The 20,234-nt window shown below is 67.2% G+C and carries 15 protein-coding genes; 8 read left to right on the top strand and 7 right to left on the bottom strand.

Annotation, left to right across the window (positions count from 1 at the left end):
- Positions 1–222: 222 nt before the first annotated feature.
- Entirely contained in the window at positions 223–4,212 is a 3,990-nt protein-coding gene (locus CP556_RS02610) for an Eco57I restriction-modification methylase domain-containing protein (protein WP_255291389.1), read from the bottom strand.
- A gap of 351 nt (positions 4,213–4,563) precedes the next feature.
- Here CP556_RS02610 and CP556_RS02605 point away from each other — a divergent pair, with 351 nt between their 5' ends.
- Positions 4,564–5,022: an SPW repeat domain-containing protein gene (locus CP556_RS02605; RefSeq protein ID WP_098727258.1), complete on the top strand. Its 459-nt coding sequence runs from the start codon at positions 4,564–4,566 to the stop codon at positions 5,020–5,022.
- A 106-nt stretch (positions 5,023–5,128) separates the two neighbouring features.
- Here the strand turns inward: CP556_RS02605 and CP556_RS02600 are convergent, their stop codons facing one another.
- Positions 5,129–6,103 (bottom strand): SDR family oxidoreductase, encoded by a 975-nt coding sequence (locus CP556_RS02600; RefSeq protein WP_098724202.1) that lies wholly within the window; start codon positions 6,101–6,103, stop codon positions 5,129–5,131.
- A gap of 105 nt (positions 6,104–6,208) precedes the next feature.
- Entirely contained in the window at positions 6,209–6,814 is a 606-nt protein-coding gene (locus CP556_RS02595; RefSeq protein ID WP_098724201.1) for a hypothetical protein, read from the bottom strand.
- A 308-nt stretch (positions 6,815–7,122) separates the two neighbouring features.
- Between CP556_RS02595 and leuS the strand changes: the two genes are divergently transcribed.
- The 6 genes from leuS (at position 7,123) to CP556_RS02565 (ending at position 13,648) form a co-directional block, all read left to right on the top strand.
- Positions 7,123–9,876, top strand: coding sequence for a leucine--tRNA ligase (gene leuS / locus CP556_RS02590; protein WP_098724200.1), 2,754 nt, complete (start codon positions 7,123–7,125; stop codon positions 9,874–9,876).
- Between the two features lie 188 nt (positions 9,877–10,064).
- Positions 10,065–10,358 carry a DdfA family disk-determining factor gene (ddfA, locus tag CP556_RS02585; RefSeq protein ID WP_098724199.1) on the top strand — a complete coding sequence of 98 codons (294 nt, stop codon included), beginning with the start codon at positions 10,065–10,067 and terminating at the stop codon, positions 10,356–10,358.
- A 93-nt stretch (positions 10,359–10,451) separates the two neighbouring features.
- Positions 10,452–11,210, top strand: a complete 759-nt coding sequence (locus CP556_RS02580) for a DnaJ domain-containing protein (protein WP_098727257.1) — start codon at positions 10,452–10,454, stop codon at positions 11,208–11,210.
- 122 nt (positions 11,211–11,332) lie between these two features.
- Positions 11,333–11,935 carry a DUF420 domain-containing protein gene (locus tag CP556_RS02575; protein ID WP_098724198.1) on the top strand — a complete coding sequence of 201 codons (603 nt, stop codon included), beginning with the start codon at positions 11,333–11,335 and terminating at the stop codon, positions 11,933–11,935.
- 82 nt (positions 11,936–12,017) lie between these two features.
- Entirely contained in the window at positions 12,018–12,917 is a 900-nt protein-coding gene (locus CP556_RS02570; protein WP_098724197.1) for a thiamine-phosphate synthase family protein, read from the top strand.
- A 20-nt stretch (positions 12,918–12,937) separates the two neighbouring features.
- Positions 12,938–13,648, top strand: a complete 711-nt coding sequence (locus tag CP556_RS02565; protein ID WP_098724196.1) for a class I SAM-dependent methyltransferase — start codon at positions 12,938–12,940, stop codon at positions 13,646–13,648.
- Between the two features lie 93 nt (positions 13,649–13,741).
- On the opposite strand, the gene CP556_RS02560 is transcribed toward CP556_RS02565, so the two are convergent.
- Both CP556_RS02560 and CP556_RS02555 read right to left on the bottom strand, forming a co-directional pair.
- Positions 13,742–14,158: an acyl-CoA thioesterase gene (locus CP556_RS02560; RefSeq protein ID WP_098724195.1), complete on the bottom strand. Its 417-nt coding sequence runs from the start codon at positions 14,156–14,158 to the stop codon at positions 13,742–13,744.
- 495 nt (positions 14,159–14,653) lie between these two features.
- Positions 14,654–15,418, bottom strand: coding sequence for a DUF7001 family protein (locus CP556_RS02555; protein ID WP_098724194.1), 765 nt, complete (start codon positions 15,416–15,418; stop codon positions 14,654–14,656).
- A gap of 316 nt (positions 15,419–15,734) precedes the next feature.
- On the opposite strand from CP556_RS02555, the gene CP556_RS02550 reads away from it, so the two are divergent.
- On the top strand, positions 15,735–17,291 hold the full coding sequence (locus tag CP556_RS02550; RefSeq protein ID WP_098724193.1) for an alpha/beta hydrolase domain-containing protein: 1,557 nt from the start codon (positions 15,735–15,737) through the stop codon (positions 17,289–17,291).
- A gap of 184 nt (positions 17,292–17,475) precedes the next feature.
- Here the strand turns inward: CP556_RS02550 and CP556_RS02545 are convergent, their stop codons facing one another.
- Together CP556_RS02545 and CP556_RS02540 are read right to left on the bottom strand one after the other, a co-directional pair.
- Positions 17,476–18,405, bottom strand: a complete 930-nt coding sequence (locus tag CP556_RS02545; protein ID WP_098724192.1) for a sulfide-dependent adenosine diphosphate thiazole synthase — start codon at positions 18,403–18,405, stop codon at positions 17,476–17,478.
- 168 nt (positions 18,406–18,573) lie between these two features.
- Entirely contained in the window at positions 18,574–20,034 is a 1,461-nt protein-coding gene (locus tag CP556_RS02540; protein WP_098724191.1) for an MATE family efflux transporter, read from the bottom strand.
- Positions 20,035–20,234: the final 200 nt, after the last annotated feature.

Below are 20,234 nucleotides of genomic sequence, written 5' to 3'. Positions count from 1 at the left end.
ACCGCAGTAGTGTCGGGAGGCGGATCCGAATCGCGAGCGCGTCGTTTGCGGTTGTCACACCAGCCGTTGCCCTATCGCTGACCGTTCGGATTCGAGCGATCGGTCCACCGTCACATCCTCACTGCAGACGTCCGATCCGCCACCCCTCCAGTCGGGAGCCGTACTGTCTCCGTGAATGGTGCATTCCGATCGCGACGAGCACGCGGTACTGTCGCCGCGCCGTCACCCCTCGTCGAATTTGCGACGCACGATCTCGCGCTCAGCGTCCGTCAGTCCGTACAGCGAACACGCGCGATCGTCGATCCGCCGATCGGTCGCGTCGATCTCCGTCTCGAGTTCCGCGGCCCGGTCTCGGGCGTCGAGAAACCGCCGAAGCCCGTCTTCGACCTCGGTCGGACGGGGCAGCGTCAGCGCCTCGAGGCGGTCGAGTGGCGAGATCGTCTTCGCGGCGGTCGGTCTGAAGCCGGCGACGCCGTCGCCCGCCTCGGTGGCGTAGGGGACGACGGCTTCGACGAGCCCCGCGAGTCGGGTCTCGACATCGACGAGTTCGACGGCCGGAATCGGATCGGTTTCCGCGTAGCCCCACCGATCGGTCTCGGCGGCCGCGGCGGGGTCGGGTTTGTACCGAACGGTCGCCAAGAGGACGACGTCCGAATCGCTCGAGTCGACCGCGACCGAACCGAGCCGCAGGTTCGGCCACTCCTCGGTCGTCGACGCAAGTTTCGTCGCCGCGACGCCGTCCGTCCGTCGAGCGGCGTCGAGATCGCCGAGCGACGGCCCGTTCGGATCCCGGCCGAGATAGTCGGGGACATACAGGTCGATCGCCGACCGGTCGGCGGTGAGCGCGAGCCGTTTCTCGACGGCCGCGACGAGTTCGGCGTCGGGCCCGTCGGCCATCGGGACGGGGAGCCCCTCGAGCGTCGACTGGTTGATCTGCGGGAAGACGGCGCGGTACGCGGCGTGCGTGTAGTGGTGGTAGAACGCGAGCGCCGACGAGTGCAACACGCCCAGGAGGTGTTTCAACTCGGCCGGCGAGTCGGCGTCGCTGCGGACGTTGTAGGCCGACTTGATCGTGGCGAGGCCGTCAGCGTCGTAGGTCCCGACGAGCGAGTCGCTCGTCTGTCGGACGAGCAGCTTGGGGCTCTCGTAGTTTTGGGTGGGTTTCTCGAGGTCGGCCGGCTCGACGAACCGGAGTTCGTCGGCGTCGAGCCCGTATCGGCACACGGCGCTCCCGGGGGCGATCGGGCGCGTCGTCGGTCCTGACCGCTCCCGAAGGATGTCCGCTCGCTTGCTGATCTCTTCGCCGCGAGAGATGGAGACGGCGTCCCCCAGCGGCGGATGGGCGGCGACGGTCGAGCAGACCGACCGCGTCTCGCGGTCGAGATAGACGAGGAACCGGTTCGCGTCTTGCGCTTCGAACACGCTTGCGGGGATCGAATTCGCCCGATCCGAGTCGGCGGAGAGCGACGCGAGGTCCGCCTCCGTCGTCGCGTCGGCACAGCGGACGTCGGTTCCGTCACCGCCGCTCACGAGGATCGCCGCGCCGCTCTCGACGCCGTCGAACGCGGTGCCGAGCCTGACGATTTCCGCGAGCGACGTCTCGCTCAGGACGTACTCCCGGATCGGCTCGTTCCCCTCGCGAGCGAGGATCGAATCGGGGACGACGATGCCGACCCGTCCGTCCCGGGACAGTCGGATCGACTGTTCGTAGAACGCGACGTAGAGATCGAACTGGTTCTCGGTCGCGCTGAACGCGTCCTCGAGGTAGGAGCGCAGGCTTGCGTCGATGGTCGCGCTGATCGTCCCGCGACCGGCGGTCGCGACCCAGGGCGGGTTGCCGAGCACCGCGTCGAAGCCGGGGGCTTCGAGTCGGTCGTCGTCACCGTCGCTGTCGCCGTCAGCGTCGTCGTCGCCGTCGGCGTAGATCTCCGGGAACTCGAGCTCCCAGTGGAAGTACCCCTCCTCGTCGGCCCGCCGCTGGGCCGCGGTGAACCACTCGGTTCGAGCGAGCGTCTCCCAGTCGTCGTCGCTCTCGAGCGCGGCAACGAGCCGTTCGAGCGCGTCGTCAGGGACTCCCTCGAGCCCAAACTCGCGGGCGGTGTGGACGTTCGCCATCGCCTCGAGTCGCTGTCGCCGGTCGCGCCGCTCTCGACCGTCCGTCCGCCCGAATACCGCGGATCGAGTCGGCTCGGTTTCGAGACGCGTCGCGTCATCGCCACCGAGATCGTCGCTCGATGCGCAGTCAGCGAGCGCCTCGAGGTCGCTCCCGACGAGCGCGTCGCCGGTTTTCAGGTGGTGATCGAGGGCCACCGGCGGCCCCTCGGCGGACAGCGTTCGGAGCTGCAGCGAGGCGATCGCGATCTCGACAGCGAGGGGATCCCGGTCGACGCCGTAGAGACAGCGCCGGGCGACCCGCCGCCGTATCTCGTCCACACCGCGCTCCGCCGGCACGGACTCGATGCCCGCTCGAGCCGCCGCGTCTTCGGCGGCGACGATCTCGCGCGTCAGGTACTCGAGCGCGCACGTCAGGAAGTGACCGGTCCCCATCGCGGGGTCGAGGATCGAGCGGTCGAACGCGCGCTCGGCGACGCCGTCCGTCCGGTCGATATCGGCGTCGGCGAGTCCGCCGTCACAGTCGGTATCGACGGCGGCGAACTTCGCCCGGATCTCCTCGAGGAGCGGCCCCACCGTCTTCTCGACGACGTGTTCGACGACGTGCTCCGGGGTGTAGTACGACCCCGACGCCTTCCGCTGGTCGCCGTCCGCGGTCAGATACACCTCGCCGGCCGCGACCGCGACGGTGTCGCCGTCGCTCGCGGGACCGTACTCGCCGTCAGCGAGCGCCAGCGGTTCGTCGGCGATCGCGAGCCGGTACTCGAGCAGCCCCTCGTAGATATCGCCGAGGCGGCGACCGTCGAGCGACGAGTAGTCGATAAACGGTTTCTCGCCACCGTCGGCCTGCCGTCGAGCCAGCAAGTCGATAGCCGTCGCCAGCGACGCGTCGCCGATGCGGTGGTTCTCGAGGAATCGAGCGGTGTGACTGTCGTCCTCGCCGGATCGATTCCCGCGGCCGATCGGCGAATCGAGCTCCTCTAGTCGCGACCAGAGCTCGGCCGTTTGATCGGTGTACGACGGACCCGAACCGTCGGATTCGGCCGCGATGGACCGAGCAAGCGATCGGAGGGTCGCCGGCTCAGCAGGTCCGGTATCGTCCGCTGTCTCTCCGCGGTCGCCGCTCGGTTCGGCGGGCCGGCGACCTCGACTCTCCGCGGCGAACGCGATCAGGAGTCGAACGAGCGCCACGAGCGAGGCGTCGTAAAGCACGTCGAACTCCTTCGCGCTGAGGGCCTCGTCGAGATCGTTCCCGGGATATCGACGGAATCCCCGCGCGAGGACCTCGAGCGCGTCGGCGGCGTTCTCCTCGAGCGTCGCCCCCATCTCACGAGTGAACTCGGCGGACCGGTCGTAGAGGTCGTCGAGCAGGCAGTCTCCCTCGGTGTCCTCGAGGAAGGCGTCGCGGCGGAAACACAGGTAGAAGTATTTGAACGCCTCGAGGTCACCCGTCTCGAGTACGGCCGGCAGATCGATCTCGTAGTACGCGTCCAGTCGATGGCCCGTCCGCTCGGTGTAGAGTCGCCACCGCCGGCCGTTCGTGAGCACGGCCCACTCGACCGACGACTCGCGCAAGGCGGCGTGGATCCGGTAGCACGGCGTCTCGGCGTCGCGTTCGCGCTCACCGCTCCCGCGGGCCTCGAGCGCGCGTTCCCAGCGCCTGACGTCGGCGATCGCGACGATGGCTTCGTCATTGTCTCCGTTACCGTGGCTGTCGTCGTTGCCGTCGGCTCCGGTGCACTCGAATACGTCGCGAGCGCCGTCGGACTCGAGGAAGACGTAGTCCGCTCGATGTTGCGTTCGATCAGTCCGCTCGTCGCGCACGAACGAGTGTCCCAGCGTCCGAAACACGGGTCGGACGAACGCTTCCTCGAGCCGGGATCGGCTTTCGTTCGCAACTGTTTCCCTCACTCGTTCCCAGCAGGCACTAATCTCATCGAACGCCGCTCGGAGCTCGTCTTCGTCGATCTTGTCCCAGGCGTCCGTCTCGGGAAGGTGGTCCTCGAGGTATGCACTCGAGAACACATCGTGGCTAGTCCGGTAGGGACACCCCTCGCGACGAGAGCGGTCGGTGGGAGCGCCGACTCGGTTCCGGGACACCGCTTTCCTTTGCGTGATCCGAGTCGCGGCATATAGCTGTTCCCCCGGACGGGGGTTCCTCCCCGTCGGTTCGTCGGGTCGCTGCTGCCTGCTCACAACTGGTGTCCCCTCAGCGAATGTGGGAGCGCTCCCGTCGGACTCGAGAGTAACATCGTCTTACAGCTATCCGCGCCTCGACCGATAGCTGCGGCTGTCGCCAGTCTCTGATTGGCGTTCCATAATGCCGATTTGGAGCCGGTCGTGATTCCTTACTCGAGACTGAGCGGGGCGATCTCCCAGCCGATTTTCTCGGACGAGACGGAACGGTCGGCGCGGTTTTTGAGCCCGGTCGAGGGAGTATCGGTGGACGGTATGAGCGAGTCCGCGACCGACGACCCGACGACCGACGAATCGCACACTCGCGGACGGGGTGAACCGGCCGGCCAGCGGTGGCTGAGCGGGATCGTCTCCCTGATCGGGCTGTGGCTGGCCGTCTCGCCGCTGGTCTACGAGGCAGCCAACTCCGTGCTGTGGAACAACCTGTTGATCGGCGGCGCGATCGTCGTGTTCGCGGGCTACAATTACTACCGGATCACCATCGACAACTCCACCAGTATCGGCGTCATGTCGCTGGCCGCCCTGCTGGCGCTGTGGCTCGCCGTCTCCCACTGGGTGATCGCCGGGCAGTTCGCTCTGGGTGGCCTCGAGGAAGCGAGCACGGGGCTACTCTGGAGTAACGTCGTCTCCGGGTTGGTCGTCGCGGCACTGTCGGCGTACATTGCGTACGCCGGGGACCGTGAGATGTCGACGCAGGCGGCCACCGGAACGTGATCCTCGCTCGAACGGGTTCCCCGATAGAACGCGATTCAGGCCGATACGATACCGAACTGATCGTTTCCTCCTCGGCGGTTCCGTCACTACCCTGTGGGCGGTTCCGTCACGGGTACCGCTCCGAATCGGCGTCGGGCGTGCGTCGCTCGAGCAGGTCGAGGACGGGTTCGGTCGCGGCCAGTCGAATCCCGGTTCGCGTCAACCGATCCCGGATCGCGGCGGGAACGAGCGTGCCGTAGAGCGATCCGAGGAGCGGAACCGGGCCGACACGGTAGTGCGTGTCGGGGTTCGGAACGGTGGCAGCCTCCCGAATCGTCGCGGCGACCCGATCGGGCTCGTTGATCAGTGGACCGCCGCCCTCGACGGCGCGAACTCGCCGGAGGACGCGGTAGAGGTCGGTGTACTGCGTGGGTCTGACGACGTTGACGTTCCGGCGTTCGGCCGCGGTCGTCTCCGCGTCGGCGTCGGAGCGCGACGGTGACCGCGCGGTCGCAGCCGCGTCGTCGACCGCCCGCAGGGCGCCGTCGTAGAACGGCGTCGCGACGACGCCGGGCTGGACGATAACGACTTCGACGTCCGAGCCGACCAGTTCCTGTCGGAGCGCGTCGCTGAGACTCGCGAGCGCCCACTTCGAGGCGGTGTAGCCCCCGATGCCGGCGAGCGCGAGGCGATCCGCGGCGCTAGTGACGTTGACGATCCGGCCGCGGCCCCGTTCGCGCATTCCCGGCAGGACCGCTCGAATCAGCCGGTGGGGCCCGAAGCAGTGGACGGCGAACTGGCGCTCGAGCAGGCTGGTCGGCACGTCTTCGATCGGCCCGAACTGCCCGTACCCCGCGTTGTTGACGAGGCAGTCGACGCCGCCGTCCTCGTCTCGGACGCGAGCAACGACGCGCTCGATGGCCTCGGGATCGGTCAGGTCCATCGCTGCGATCTCGGCCCCACGGTCGGCCAGCTCCTCGAGGCCGTCCCTGTCGCGGTCTCGAGCGGTCGCGTAGACGCGCCAGCCGTCGGCGACCAGCGCGCGAGCCGTTTCGTAGCCGATTCCCGTGGAGCAGCCGGTCACGAGTGCGGTCGAGGGCATGGGACTGGCTACGACGAGGCCGGTAAAGGGAGTCCCCGTCAGTCGAGTCCGAGGAGTGTCACGGGGTGTGACGAATCCCGCGGCGAAGTGCGGGCTGCCGTGCGGTCAGTCGTCGAACGGGTCGTCGTCAAAGGGCTCATCCTCGTCGCCGAACGGACCGTCGGTATCGTCGTCGACCGGTCCGTCATCGTCCTCGTCCGCCGGGCCCGCATCGTCCGGCGGACCAGCGTCCTCGGGCGGCCCGGTATCGTCTTCGTCGACCGGTCCGTCATCGTCCACGTCATCCGGTTCGTCGTCGCCGAATATTTGCTCGAACAGATCGGGTTCGTCGTCGGACGAGTCGTCGGTGGTCGTCCCCTCGTCGATCGACGTGTCGGAATCGGTCGGCGAATCGTCCTCGCTCGGCGACGAGTCGTCGTCGGTATCGGCGGTCGGATCGCCGTCGTCGGTATCATCTGATGGGGCGTCGGCATCGTCCGCGGAGTCCTCGGTGGTCGTCTCGGATTCGCGCTCGTTCGAGTCCTCCGACGTGGTCGCGTTCGACTGGGCGGCCGACGCGTCGTCGTCCGTCTCGAGCGACGAATCGCTCGGGTCGCCGGCCGTCATGTCTGGGGCGAATAGCAATGCGAGTACCCCGAACGCGAGCAGGACGACCGCGATCGTGGCGAGCAACGCCGCGCCCGATGGGGTGTCGTCGCGTACGCGTGACATTCATTGATCGGTACCGGGCCTACCCGCTTTGTTAATTTCAGCCCACAGCGCCACAGGCACCGGATTCCCGCGCTCCGTGAGAGGGAAGGAACCGCTCGAGCGGGTCTCCGTCGGCCGAGAACGGCTCCGGCCGGTCCGATGTCGACCGCAATGTCCGCGGTCACGTGTCGACCCCGATGCTCGCAGCCACATGTCAACCACGATGCCCGCAGCCACATGTCGACCGCACTGCCCGACAAGGCCGCCGTCCGCGGCCGAACAATGATATAGCCGGCCCACCGAGTGAAAGCCAACGGATCTCTCCGATAATGACGAGCCACTACGATCACGCGCAGGTACAGGAGTTTTGGCAGTACGTCTGGGAGCGCGACGACGTTTACGCGCTCGACGAGGACGCCGACGATCCGACCTACGTCCTCGGCATGTTTCCCTACACGTCGGGCACGCTCCACATGGGTCACATCCGAAACTACGCGATCACGGACGCCCACGCTCGCTATCGCCGAATGCAAGGCGACGACGTGCTCCACCCGATGGGCTGGGACGCGTTCGGCCTCCCCGCCGAGAACGCCGCGTTCGAGCGAAAGACCGATCCCGAGTCCTGGACGCAGGCGTGTATCCGGCGCATGCGCGAGGAACTCGAGAAGATGGGCTTTGGCTACGACTGGTCGCGCGAAATCACCACCTGCGAGCCGGACTACTATCGGTGGAACCAGTGGCTGTTCAAGCGACTCTACGAGGCCGGACTCGTCGAGTACGAGGCGGCGACGGTCAACTGGTGTCCCGATTGCGAGACCGTGCTGGCCGACGCGCAGGTGGCCGAGCGCGAGGACGAACACAGTGAGTCCTCGGATCAGGAGAGCGACGAAGCCGCGAGCAGCGACGGAGACCGCGTCTGCTGGCGCTGTGAGACCCCCGTCGGGCGGCGCGAACTCGACCAGTGGTTCTTCACGATCACCGACTACGCCGAGGAACTCCACGACGGGCTCGCGGACCTCGAGGGCTGGCCCGACGGCGTCCGCGAGATCCAGCGCAACTGGATCGGCCGGCAGGACGGGGCGCGGATCACGTTCGACGTGTCCGACTCCAGTGGCGAGAGGAGCGACGGCGATGGTGACAGTGATCGACCCGTCGACGTGTTCAGCACGCGGCCGGAGACGATTTACGGCGCGACCTACCTCGCCGTCTCGCCCGGCCACGAACTGGCGAGGACGCTGGCCGACGGCGACGATGCGGTCGCCGAGTACGTCGAAACGGTCCGCGAACAGGACCCGGACGAAGTGGGCTTCTCCGGCATCGAGACGGACGCGACCGCGGTGCACCCGCTGACCGGGGCGGAACTCCCGGTCTACGTCGCCGGTTACGTCCTCGAGGACGTCGGCACCGGTGCCGTGATGGGCGTCCCCGGCCACAACGAGCGCGACCACTCGTTCGCGCTCGCACACGACCTGCCGATCGAGCGCGTGATCGTTCCCGACGACGGGACGGCCGAATCCGGCGTCGAAAGCGAGGCTTACACCGGCGAGGGAACGCTCGAGGGAAGCGGCGAGTACGACGGCCTCGAGAGCGAGAGTGCCCGCGAACGGCTCGTGGCCGACCACGACGCGCTCGCGGAAGACGTCACCTACCGGCTGCGCGATTGGCTGATCTCCCGGCAGCGCTACTGGGGGACGCCGATCCCGGTTGTCCACTGCGACGACTGCGGGCACGTGCTCGTCTCCGACGACGACCTCCCCGTCGAACTCCCGGAGTTCGTCCGGACGACGGGCAACCCGCTGGACGCGGCCGAGGAGTGGAACGAGACGACCTGTCCCGACTGCGGCGGCCCCGCGCGCCGAGAGACGGACACGATGGACACCTTCGTCGACTCCTCGTGGTACTTCCTGCGCTTCCTCTCGCCCGACCTCGCGGACGCGCCGTTCGACACCGACCGCGCGGACGACTGGATGCCCGTCGACGTCTACGTCGGCGGCGAGGAACACGCCATCCTCCACCTGCTCTACAGCCGCTTTTTCACGAAGGCGCTGGCCGATATCGGCCTCCTCGAGCAGCGAGAGCCCATTCGGGAACTCAAGAGCCAGGGGACGGTGCTGTACGACGGCGAGAAGATGTCCAGTTCGAAGGGCAACGTCGTCGACCCAGAGGAGTACGGCGCGGAGACGACGCGGCTGTTCGTCCTCTCGGCGGCCCACCCCGAACAGGACTTCGAGTGGACCGCCAACAACGTCCGCGGGGCCTACGACCTCCAGCAGACCCTCTACGGGATGGCAGCGGACTTCGTCGAGGCGGGCGACACCCGCGTCGAACGGCGAGATCACGACGAGTACGTCGACCGGGAGATCGACCGGACGATTGCCGCGGTCACCGAGGAGTACGACCGGTTCCGGTTCCACCGCGCAGCCACCGAAATTCGGGAACTCGCGCGCCTGCTGCGACGCTACCGCGAGTACGATCTGCCACACGACGACGTCTACCGGCGGGGCATGTTGACGCTCGCCGCGGTGATCGCGCCAATGGCCCCGCATCTCGGCGAGGAATGCTGGAACAAGCTCCGGGGCGATGGGCTCGTCGTCGAGGCCGACTGGCCCGAACCCGACGGCGACGCCTCGGCCTACCGACTCGAGCGGGGACTGGTCGAGCGGACGCTCGAGGACGTCCGGGATATCGTCGACGTTGCCGCGATCGACGAACCGGAACGAATCGAACTGGTCTGCGCTCGCGAGTGGAAGTACCGAGCCGCCGAACTGGTCGACGAAGCGGCATCCGACGACCCTGACGCGGTCCCGGACACGGACGCGATCGTCGACCGACTCCTCGCGGCCGACGGCGTCGCGGCCGACCGCGAGACCGTCGGCTCGTTCGTCGGCCGACTGGTCGGTCGCGACGGCGGCCCGGAACCCGGACAGCGGCTGGGTGCAGATCGCGAACTCGAGGTTCTCGACCGCGCGACCTGGCTCGTCACCGACGAGTTCGGTGCGGATGTCACCGTCCGCCGGGCGGCCGCTGACGACGACCTGGCGGAGAAAGCGCGGCCGGGCAAACCCGCGATCCACATCGAGTAGCACGCTTTTGCGTTCGATCTCGCGCGACGGTATCGAGTCTCGTCCGACGAGGTTCGATTCTGCACGACCGGCTTCGAACCCACACGATGGATCCGTGTTCGTGGGCGGTGTGATCGGGTGTCGTCTGGGGACGCGGCCCATTCGAGAAGGACAGTTTTATTCCACCGGCTTCGGAAGGTTCGAATACGATGGTGGAGGGTGGCGATAGTGTCGGCGCGCCGTCAGTGGTACCGCCGAGTCAGGCAGTGATCGAAACGGTCGCCAAAGCCGAGGGCGTGCAGCCGGCGGAACTGGCGCCGCCGCAGTACGAGTCGCTTCACGCGATCGTCGACCCGACGGCGCTCGATGCGCTCTTCGCGGACCGACCGAACGGCACGAACAGACCGGACGGAACCGTCTCGTTTCGGTTCTGTGACTACCACGTCACTGTCGACCGAAACGGGACGGTCACGCTCGAGGAACCGACCGAACCCGCGGACTGAGATGGCGGTCGGACGAGGCGGCCGTTTCCGATGGATGGAATCGACGGTGAACACGGAAAGACTCTTTTCGACGAAGCATCGAGTACTCCATCGATGGAGAGCCACTACGAGGTCCTCGGGCTGTCGCCGGACGCCGACGACCGGGCGGTCCGTCGGGCCTATCGGAGCCTGTTGAAGGTCCATCACCCCGATCAGGGTGGCTCTCGAGAACAATTTCTGCGGATCAAGGACGCCTACGAGGCGATCCTCGGCGAACGAGCGCCGGGCGACCGCGAAACGGACGGCGGCGCGATCATGCGGGGCGATATGGGGTCCAACCGTCGGCGCGATCCGACCTACGATCCCTCCGGGTGTGTCGAACGCGGCGACCGCGAATACGAACTGACCGTCAGCGGTGAGTACCTCACGCTCAGCCTCGTCGGACTGGTCCACGACGTCGATCTCGCCTCGCTGGTCGACGGCCCCATCACCGTCGCGACCACGTGGACGATGGCCTTCTTCCGCGCCCACAACACGAGTTCGCGGCCGCTTCCCTGGCAGGGGAAAGCGAACACGAGTTTCTTCGGCGACGACGGCTTCCTCTACGAGGGCTCGAGCATCGTCGCTCCACACGCGAACGACCTCCCCGAGCGCTGGACTGGCACCGACGTCGAACTCGAGCCGGGCCGCGCGGTAGACGGCGTTGTCATCGCCCAGGAGCTCCCCGACGACGTCTCCCTCGACCAAGTGATGTACACCCAGCACGTCCCCGGCGAGGACGCCGATGAAATCGTGGACACGGAGCGCTACCTCTTCGAACTGCGGCCGCTCGTTCGCGAGCGGTTGAATCGGTTCCCGTTCGCTCGAGACTGAGAAATCGGTTCTCGAGGCCAGTTCGTTCGAGGCTGAGCCTCGAGCGCCGACTCGTGTGCTGGGCGTGTGCGAGCCGTGCTGGAACAGCAAACGTGATACGGCGGTGCTCCGAACGTCCGATAATGGCAACCGCTGACGCGAGACGCCGGCTCCGCGAGCGCCCGATGGGCGTAACGGTCCTCCTGACGATCGTCGGATACGCGCTGGTGCTCGGGACGTTCCTGTTGGACATCCCGATCTACCCCGATCTGACGAACGCGCAGGTCAACCTGCTTTCTCATGTGATCGCGGTCATCAACACGACAGCGACGGTGGTGTTGCTGTTGGGCTGGTACTGGATCCGCGCCGGCGATGTCGAGAAACACCGGCTAGCGATGGTCACCGGCTTCGCGTTGATCCTGGTGTTCCTGGTCGTCTACCTGCTCAAGGTCGGCGGCGGCGGCACGAAAGAGTTCGTCGGTCATCAGGGCGTCTACTACGCCTATCTCGTCATGCTGGCCATCCACATCATCCTCTCGATCGTCTCGGTTCCGGTCGTCCTCTACGCGCTGATCCTCGGGCTGACCCACACGCCCGCGGAGCTCCGGCAGACGCCCCACGCCAGAATCGGCCGCATCGCCGCCGGCGCGTGGATTCTGAGTCTCTTCCTCGGCGTCGTCACCTACGTCCTCCTCAATCACGTCTACGACTACGAGTTCGCGGCGATGCTCGTGCCGATCCTGTAAGCGGCTCGAGTCGGCAACGCGAGCCCGTTCACCGGACGGACCAACAGCTTCTCCCGTCACCCGCCCGTACCCTGCACAACGAATGCAATTCGTCGAAGAAATCGTCGTGGACGAGTTCCTGCCCACCATCCGATCGCTGCTGGCCGGTGACCTCCGGGAACGCGGCCTCACGCAGAGCGAGGTCGCAGAGGTGCTCGGCATCAGCCAGAGCGCCGTCTCGAAGTATGCCCACGGCGACGTGACCGTCAACGATCGCATCGCCACCGACGAGCGCGTCCGCGACCTCGTCGAGGAACTCGGAACGGGACTGGCGGCCGGCGAAATATCCCCGGTGCAGGCCCTGATTGAACTCGAGGTGCTGATCCGCGAACTCGAGGCCGGCGGGGACCTCCTCGCCCAACTTCACGAGGCGGCCGTCCCGGAGCTAGCCGACCACGGCTCGGGCTTTCGGGTGCACGATCCCGAGAGCGACCTCCGGACCAGCGAGCGGATCCTCTCGTCGGTCCGGCGAGGGCTGCGCATCCTCGAGACGACTGGGGGATTCACCGCGCTGATCCCCGCGGTCGGCTCGAATCTCGTCGCGTGCACGCCTGGGGCCGACGATGTCGACGACGTGGCGGGCGTTCCGGGCCGGATATTCGACGTGAAAGGCCGGGCGACCGTCCCCGCGGATCCCGAGTTCGGCGTCTCGGAACACGTCGCAGGCGTCTTGCTGGCCGCGCGCCGCCACGGTGCGGATGTCTCGGCGGGGATCAACATCGCCTACGAACAGGCACTCCTCGACGAACTGGCCGAGCAGGGCTACGTCGCCGCGGAGTTCGACGAATCGGACGACGTCGCCTCGAGCGTCGGCGCGGCGATCGAAGAGGAACCCGAGGCGACGGTGCTCTACCAGACCGGCGGGATGGGGATCGAGCCGCTGATCTACGTCCTCGGCTCCGACGCGGAGTCGGTCGCGGACACGATTCGATCGCTCGTTTGAGCGGTCATCACTGACACTGCATGACGTCCGAATCCGAATCTGAATCCGCACAGGAGTTCTACGGCCGCTGGGCGCGCCTCTACGACCTGATCGCCCGTCGGACGCCCGGAATCGCACGGCTCCGAGAGCGAGCGGCGGTCGCCTGTCGGCTCGAGCCCGGCGACACCGTCGTCGAGATGGGCTGTGGGACGGGCGCGAACCTGCCGTTTCTGCGCGACCGGGTCGGTCCCAAGGGGACCGTGATCGGGATCGACTTCACGCGACCCGTGCTCGAGCGGGCCCGCGCAGCCACCGCGGCGTCCGACAACGTCCATGTCCTGCAGGGCGATGCGACGCGACCGCCGATGAGGGCCGCGCTCGAGGCGGTGGAGGGACAGCCGGACGACGGGGTCGACGCCGTCCTCGCGACGTTCGTCGTCGGGATGCTCGAGGATCCAGCGGATGCGGTCGACGACTGGTGTGATCTCGTCGGCTCCGACGGCACCGTCGTGCTCGCCAACGCCGCCCGAAGCCGGGAATGGTACGCGCCGCCGGTCAACGCCGTCTTCCGGGCGATCGTCGTCCTCTCGACGCCGCCGACGACTCGGCTCCGATACGAGAGCGATCCCCACATCCGGCTCGACGAAAAGATCGACGCCGCACACGCTCGTCTCCGCGAGCGCGCGGTCGCCGTGGCGGACGAGACCCACGTCTTCGGCGTCGTCCGACTGACGGGCGGGCGACTCGAATAGCGAACTGCCCGTTTCGGATGACGGGACGACAGCTCAATTCGGACTCGCCGTCTCTCACTCGAACCGATGCGACGGCGTCGTTCGGTACTCGTTCTAATTACTGGCCGCCGCCGCGAGGCCCTCGTGCTCCCGAATGCGCCGTGCCATCGCGTCGGGGATCGGACTCGGCCGCTCCGTGTCGGGATCGATGTGAACGATCGTCGTTTCCGCCGTCGCCGCGACGTCGCCGTCGACGCGGATCTCGTAAGACATGGTGCAACTCGAGTCACCCAGCCGGGTCACCGAGAGCGCGACCGTGGGCTCGTCGCCATTGGTGATCGGCCGCTCGTAGGAGATCTGGAGGTCGACGATGACGAACGAAATCTCCTCGGACTCGAGCCCGGCCACTTCCTCGAGGTAGGCGGTCCGACCGGCTTCGAGGTAGCTCGCGTAGACGGCGTGGTTGACGTGGTTCATCGGATCGAGATCTCGGAAGCGAACGGGAACGTCGACGGTAAACTCCGCACACATTGTACGTTGTCAGAGTCGACTGAGACAAAAGTACGCACCGGTTCACCGAGAAGTCGCCGCATGTGTGTACGAGAATGAAGGGTCGAGCGGACCGAGTGCCCTGCTATCGCGACAACAGGGAATCGCCACGCCCTCCCCAGCCGATTTCTACTCACGGCGGCGGAGCCGCCGTCTGCTTACGGGCCTTCGCACGTTCGCATGGTCTGCGAGACCTCCGGTCTCGCACTATTCGTATGGTTCGCGGAACCGGAGGTTCCGCGCTAACACTCGCTCCCTTCGGTCACTCGTTCATCCAACGGAAGACGCGTACGCGTCTTCCGAGCCGTTGCTCACTCTGTTCGCAAAGCCCTCGCGCACCGTCGACTCGCGGCTCGCCAGCGCTCACGGCTCCGCCGTTCGCGTTTTCAAGGCGCTCGCACCGCTCGCGCCTCGCTTGTCTCGCCGCGATTCAGTACGCGCCACCGCACCGCATATCGGGAGATTCATCGGTGAAACTCATCCCTCGTACAATGGCGCGTGCTCGCTGCAGAACGCCGGCTCGCGCAGTTGCGCGTCGATCAGGTCCTCGTGGTAGTGGGCGTTGAAGAGTCGACAGCCCTCCCGATCGCAAAAGGCCTCGCCGGTTTCGAGGTAGTGGGACGCCTGTAACGCGTACCCCTTCAGCGCGTCGGTGGTCCGCGGGTCGTCCTCGACCAGGAACTCGCCGTCGACCTGGTTCTCGAGGACCTCCCGCGGCGGCGCGTCGCCCGACAGGAGCGCGTGGCGCTGCTTTTCCTTGTAATAGTCCTCGGGCTTCGCGGGGGCCTCGTAGAGCCCCGGCACCGAAATCAGCGCCGGCTGGCCGAGGACGTTCACGCGCTTGTGCCAGCGGCCGTCGTGGTCGCCCCACGTCCCGATCGCGCGGTCGAGGATCGCCACGTGGAGGGTCTCGAGCCCCCGTTCCTCGACGGGAAGCGCCGCGTTGAGTGCGCGCTGGACCGCCGCGCCGTCGTAGAGGACGCCGCCCTCACGCTCGGGGTGCTCGAGCGCCCGTTCCTCGTAGCGGATCGTCCCCAGCATCGTGTTGCCGGTCTCGCGCTCGTATGGTGAGGGAACCCGCGCCTCGGCGAATTTCTCTGGGAGGTCGTCTGTACGGTGGACCTCGAGGAATCGGTCCCGAACGCGCACGTCGGCGTCGACCCGCGCCTGTAACCAACCGGCTAGCTCGTCGACGTCGGCGACCGTCGTCGGCGCACGGTAGCAGATGACTCGCTCGACCATGTATAAACCCGTGGTACCACCGCGTGAAACACTTACGATCGGGCGCTGCCGGACGCGGGTTCACGGCGGCCGGACTGTCGGTTCGATCGCTCGACGGACTGTCGAACGCTGTGGGAGCCAGTACCCGCCCGGTCGGCGATGCCGTCGACTGCGACGCCGTCACCCCGCAGACCGCTGTCGCTCGCGGTAAAAGGACGCTCAATTCACAACACTACTCTTTACACTATCTATAATTATGCAAATTACTTCTGGTATGGACAATATAGTCTGGAATCAACACGCCATTATTCCCGATCGTGGTACGGGTGGGCGGACCATGACAGACGATACGAACGATATCGACCGAACCGACTCGAGCGACCGATCGATCAAACCGAGTTCCGGCCACAGGGCCTCCCGGCGGGCCGTTCTCGGGAGTGTCGCAGGACTGACAGCGGCGAGCGTCGGGAGTACAGGGGTGAGCGCCACGTTCTCGTCTTCGGTCTCGAGTCCGACCGTCGAGGGGCCGATCGAGGGCGGAAGCCGGACTGGCGGGCCGCTGCTCGCAGCGCCCCACGACCTCGAGTCGTACGGCTACGTCGAAGAGGAGTATTTCATCGCGGGCGAAGCGCGCCACGACGACTCCTTCATCGACGGGGAACAGGCGGGGGAGACGAGCGAATACAAGACGCGCGTCCTCGTCTACCGACCGAAACGCCGGAGGGATTTCAACGGTACCGTTACCGTCGAGTGGCTGAACGTCAGTACGCAGATGGACGCGCCCGTCGCGTGGCCGAACGCCTACGACTCGCTGATGCGCAACGGGACCGCCGTCGCGCTCGTCTCGGCCCAGAAGGTCGGGGTCGACGACTCTCAGACCGACCAGGATCTGGTACGCTGGGACCCCGAGCGGTACGGGAGTCTCCACCACCCCGGCGACCGATACGCGCTCGACATCTTCGCCCAAGCGATCACCGCGCTCAAGCCGCGCGGCTGGGACCGCTGGGACGTTGAGACCGATCCGCTGGGACGTCTCCGACCCGACAACGCTCTGGCGACCGGCCACTCGCAGTCGGCCTTCTTCCTGCTGCGGTACATCAACCTGGCCGCGCCGGCGTACGGCGTCGTCGACGGGTTCCTGCCCGCGGGGAGCCCGCTCACGACGGCCCGGACCGACCAGGCGCCGATCCTGTGGTTCAACAGCGAGGACGAGGCCGGCGGCCTCGAGGACTTCTCGGAGAACGGCGAGACACCGGAGATCGACATCCCGACGTCGGGGCTCCGCCTCGACGAGCTGTCCATCGGGCCCCGGGACGACGAGCGCAACTTCGTGCTCTGGGAGGTCGCGGGGGCCTCGCACGTGAACAACTGGCTCAGCCGGTGGACCGAGGCGGTCCGTCGGCGGGACTTCCAGGGCCTCGAGCCGAACTGGGACCCCGAAGCCGCCGGCGACTACGGCCAACAGCCCGACGGCACCTACGGCGAGTGCGGTTACAACTACTTCACGGCGCGGTACGCCTGGCGAGCCGCCCTCGAACAGCACCGGGAATGGGTCGCCCGCGGTGACCGGCCGCCCCGCGCCGACCGCATCGAGCGCACCATCGACGACGAGGGCGTGACCCTCGAACGCGACCGCTTCGGCAACGCCGAGGGCGGCCTCCGGCTCCCGCCGCTGGACGTGCCGGTGGCGACCTACGACGCCGCGAGCTGCGACCTGACCGGCCGGACCGATCGCTTCGACGCGGCGAGGCTCGACCGGCTCTACCCGTCCCACGACGCCTACGTCACGGCGATCAGGACGGCGAGTGCGGCGGCCGTCAGGCGCGGCCACCTGCTCCCGAGTGACGCGAGAGACCTCCGGCAACGCGCTGCCGACTCGCCGATCGGCGAGTAACTGCCGGCGGGCGACGGCTTGGTGCAAGTGACCGTCGTCGAGCTTCCCGTTCCTGTCCGACGACCGGCGAGAACTGTCAGCACACGAGGGCGCCGTAGAAGAGCTGTGTCGGGTCGCGGGGGAAGCGCGGGTCGTTCCGCTGGCGTCGTTGGATGGGCAGAAGCGGGAGTGACTGCGGAACCGATCAGTCGTCGGCCGGTGCGGCCCGAGAGGTCAGCTCGACGGGATCGGCGTCGACCTCGAGTTCGTCGAGCGCGACCTGGGCGGCGCGCTTGCCGGAGACGAGCATGGCACCGAAGGTCGGCCCCATCCGCGGGAGGCCGTAGGTCGTCGCGGTCGCCATCCCAGTCGCAATGAGTCCGTCGTGAACGAGCCCGGTGTGTTCGACGACGGCGTCCTCAGACTTGCCGACCCACATCGAGTCGTGGCCGGGCGAGTCGTGTCCGGGCGCGCCGTAGGTGTCGTCGCCGGTGCTGTCCATGCCGGTCGCGTTCTCCTCGGCGTCGGCGATGCCGGGCGCGTCGAGCACGCCGCGCTCGTCGAGTTTTTTGACGGCCATCGCGTCGTGGCCGGTCGCGTCGATGACCAGATCGGCCTCGACCGCAATCGGGTCGACGCAGGTGATCTCGCGGGGCAGCGCGTGGACCGGCGTCCAGTTCATCACGATGCCGCCGACGCGGTGGTCTTCGCGGATGACGATGTCCGTGAACTCGGTCATGTTCTGCATCTTCGCACCAGCGTCGCAGGCGGCCTTGATCAGGCCGGAACAGGCCTCCGGCCCGTTCGCGACGTAGAGTCCCTCGCTGTCCTGAGACTGCTTGTAGTCCACCTCGAGTTCGTCGAGGACTTGCTGGGCGGGATCCCGGACCGTGACCTTGTTCATCAGGAAGCCCCCGAGCCAGAAGCCGCCGCCGAGGTAGTTGTTCTTCTCGACGACCATCACCTTCACACCCCGCTCGGAGAGTTCCTTCGCCGCCGTCAGCCCCGAGGGACCGCCGCCGACGATGATGACGTCCGAGTCCGAGAAGTCCATGAACTCCTCGGTCCACTCCTGTCCGATCGCGCGGGTGACGTCGGCTTCGCCGACCTGACTGAACTGCTCGAATTCGCTCATACAACTGGGTAGTAACACTTGGTGGTGTTAAGTCTATCGTCGCCGCTACCCAGAATATAATCAACGTTCGTGGAGCTCTACCGGTGTGATACGTCCGTGAGTAACAGCGGCGCCCGTGCGTTCGGCCAGCGACCCGACTCCTCGGTCACGAACGGCGATCCCGACGACTCAATCGTCGACGTATTCGGGCTCGCTCTCGTCGACGGTAGTCGGCTCGTCTCGAGGTGACTCGCTACCGCTTGCGGACTCGATCTCGTCGATGACGCCCTCGGTCCACGTCCCGATCCGGAACCAGCCGACGGCCACGACGAACGAGCCGACCATGCCCGCGACCAGTGCCAACCAGATGCCTTCGACGCCCCAGCCGAGGCCGGAGATTGCGAGGTTGGTTCCGGGGATCGTCACGGTCCAGGCGAACGCGAGGCCGATGACCAGCGGGAACCTGAAGACCCACCGCGAGAGGATCGAGAGGACCATCGCCTCGCGGGTGTTCCCGGCCCCGCGGAACGCGCCCTGAATGACCATCACGCCGGCGAAGGGTGCCCAGAAGAGGGCGGTGATCCGAAGGAAGATCACGCCCTCGGCGATCACGGCCGGGTCCGCGACGAATACCCTGATCGCCGCGGCCGGAAACGCGAACAGGACTGCCGCGACGGCGAAAATGAACACCATCGTCGCCGCGGTCGCGGTTCGCGCGACGGCGACGGCCCGATCGGGCGTCTCCGCGCCGAGATTCTGTCCCACCCCGGTCGCGGTCGCTTGCCCGACGGCCCCGGCGACGGCCCACGTCACCGACATCAACCGGACGCCGATCCCGAACGCCGCGGTGGGTGCGGGTCCGAAGCGGGCGACGAAGCCGGCCATCGCAACCGCCGCGAAGCTGCGCGCCCAGCCGTCGAACGTGGCCGGATAGCCGATGCCGACCAGCCGCTTCAGGAGCGCGACGTCGGGCGTGAGATCTCCGATTCGGAGCCGAACGCCGAACCGGCCGTCCAACAAGATTGCGATCCCCGCGAACGTAGCGAGCCCGCGCGAGAGAAACGTGGCGATAGCCGCTCCCCGCGTCCCCATCGCGGGGAATGGACCCCAGCCGAGGACGAAGAAGGGATCGAGCACGACGTTGAGGCCGGCCGAGACGAACACGAGCCACATCGCCGTCTTCGTGTCGCCCGCTCCCTGCAGGGAGGACCGAAAGGCGAAAAAGAGGAACGTGAAGGGAAGCGCGAGGAAGATCACCTCGATGTAGGCCAGCGCTTCGACGAACACCGGCCCGCGAGCGCCGATCAGGGAGAGCAGCTGCCGCCGGACGACGTATCCGAGGACGGCGAGGACGCTCGAGACGGCGAGCGTGAGCAGGATCGTCTGGGCGACGACGCGGTCGGCGGTGCGGTCGTCGCCGGCACCGACGTACTGGGAGACCAGTGCGATGGTGGCGGCGGTGATCCCCATCGCAGTGGAGACGAACAGCCACGAGAGGGGAAACATCAGTGAGACGGCGGCGACGGCGTCGCTGCTCACGCGGCCGACCCAGAACATGTCCGCCAGATTGTAGACGGTCTGGAGGAGGTTCCCCAGGACCAGCGGCCACGCGAGGCGGCAGAGTTTCGGGGAGATCGCCCCCGTCGTCATGTCGACGCGCTTGCGCTCGGGTTCCGGTGTTGACACGAAACGGTCCGTTCCGTGTGTCGCTCGGGCGTGACAAAAGGGCTCGGCTCGCGGGCTCGGGTTGCCGGATCCGCACGGTCGTTCGCACGCGCGACCGCACTCACGCGAGCCCGCGCGGCGCGCACACCCGCGCTGTCGGCCGGTTTCGGCGAAAACGTTATCAG

The sequence above is a fragment of the Natrinema sp. CBA1119 genome (assembly GCF_002572525.1).
Taxonomy (GTDB): Archaea; Halobacteriota; Halobacteria; order Halobacteriales; family Natrialbaceae; genus Natrinema.
The sequence above is the reverse complement of the archived record's forward strand: the minus strand, read 5'-3'. Positions and strand labels throughout refer to the sequence as shown.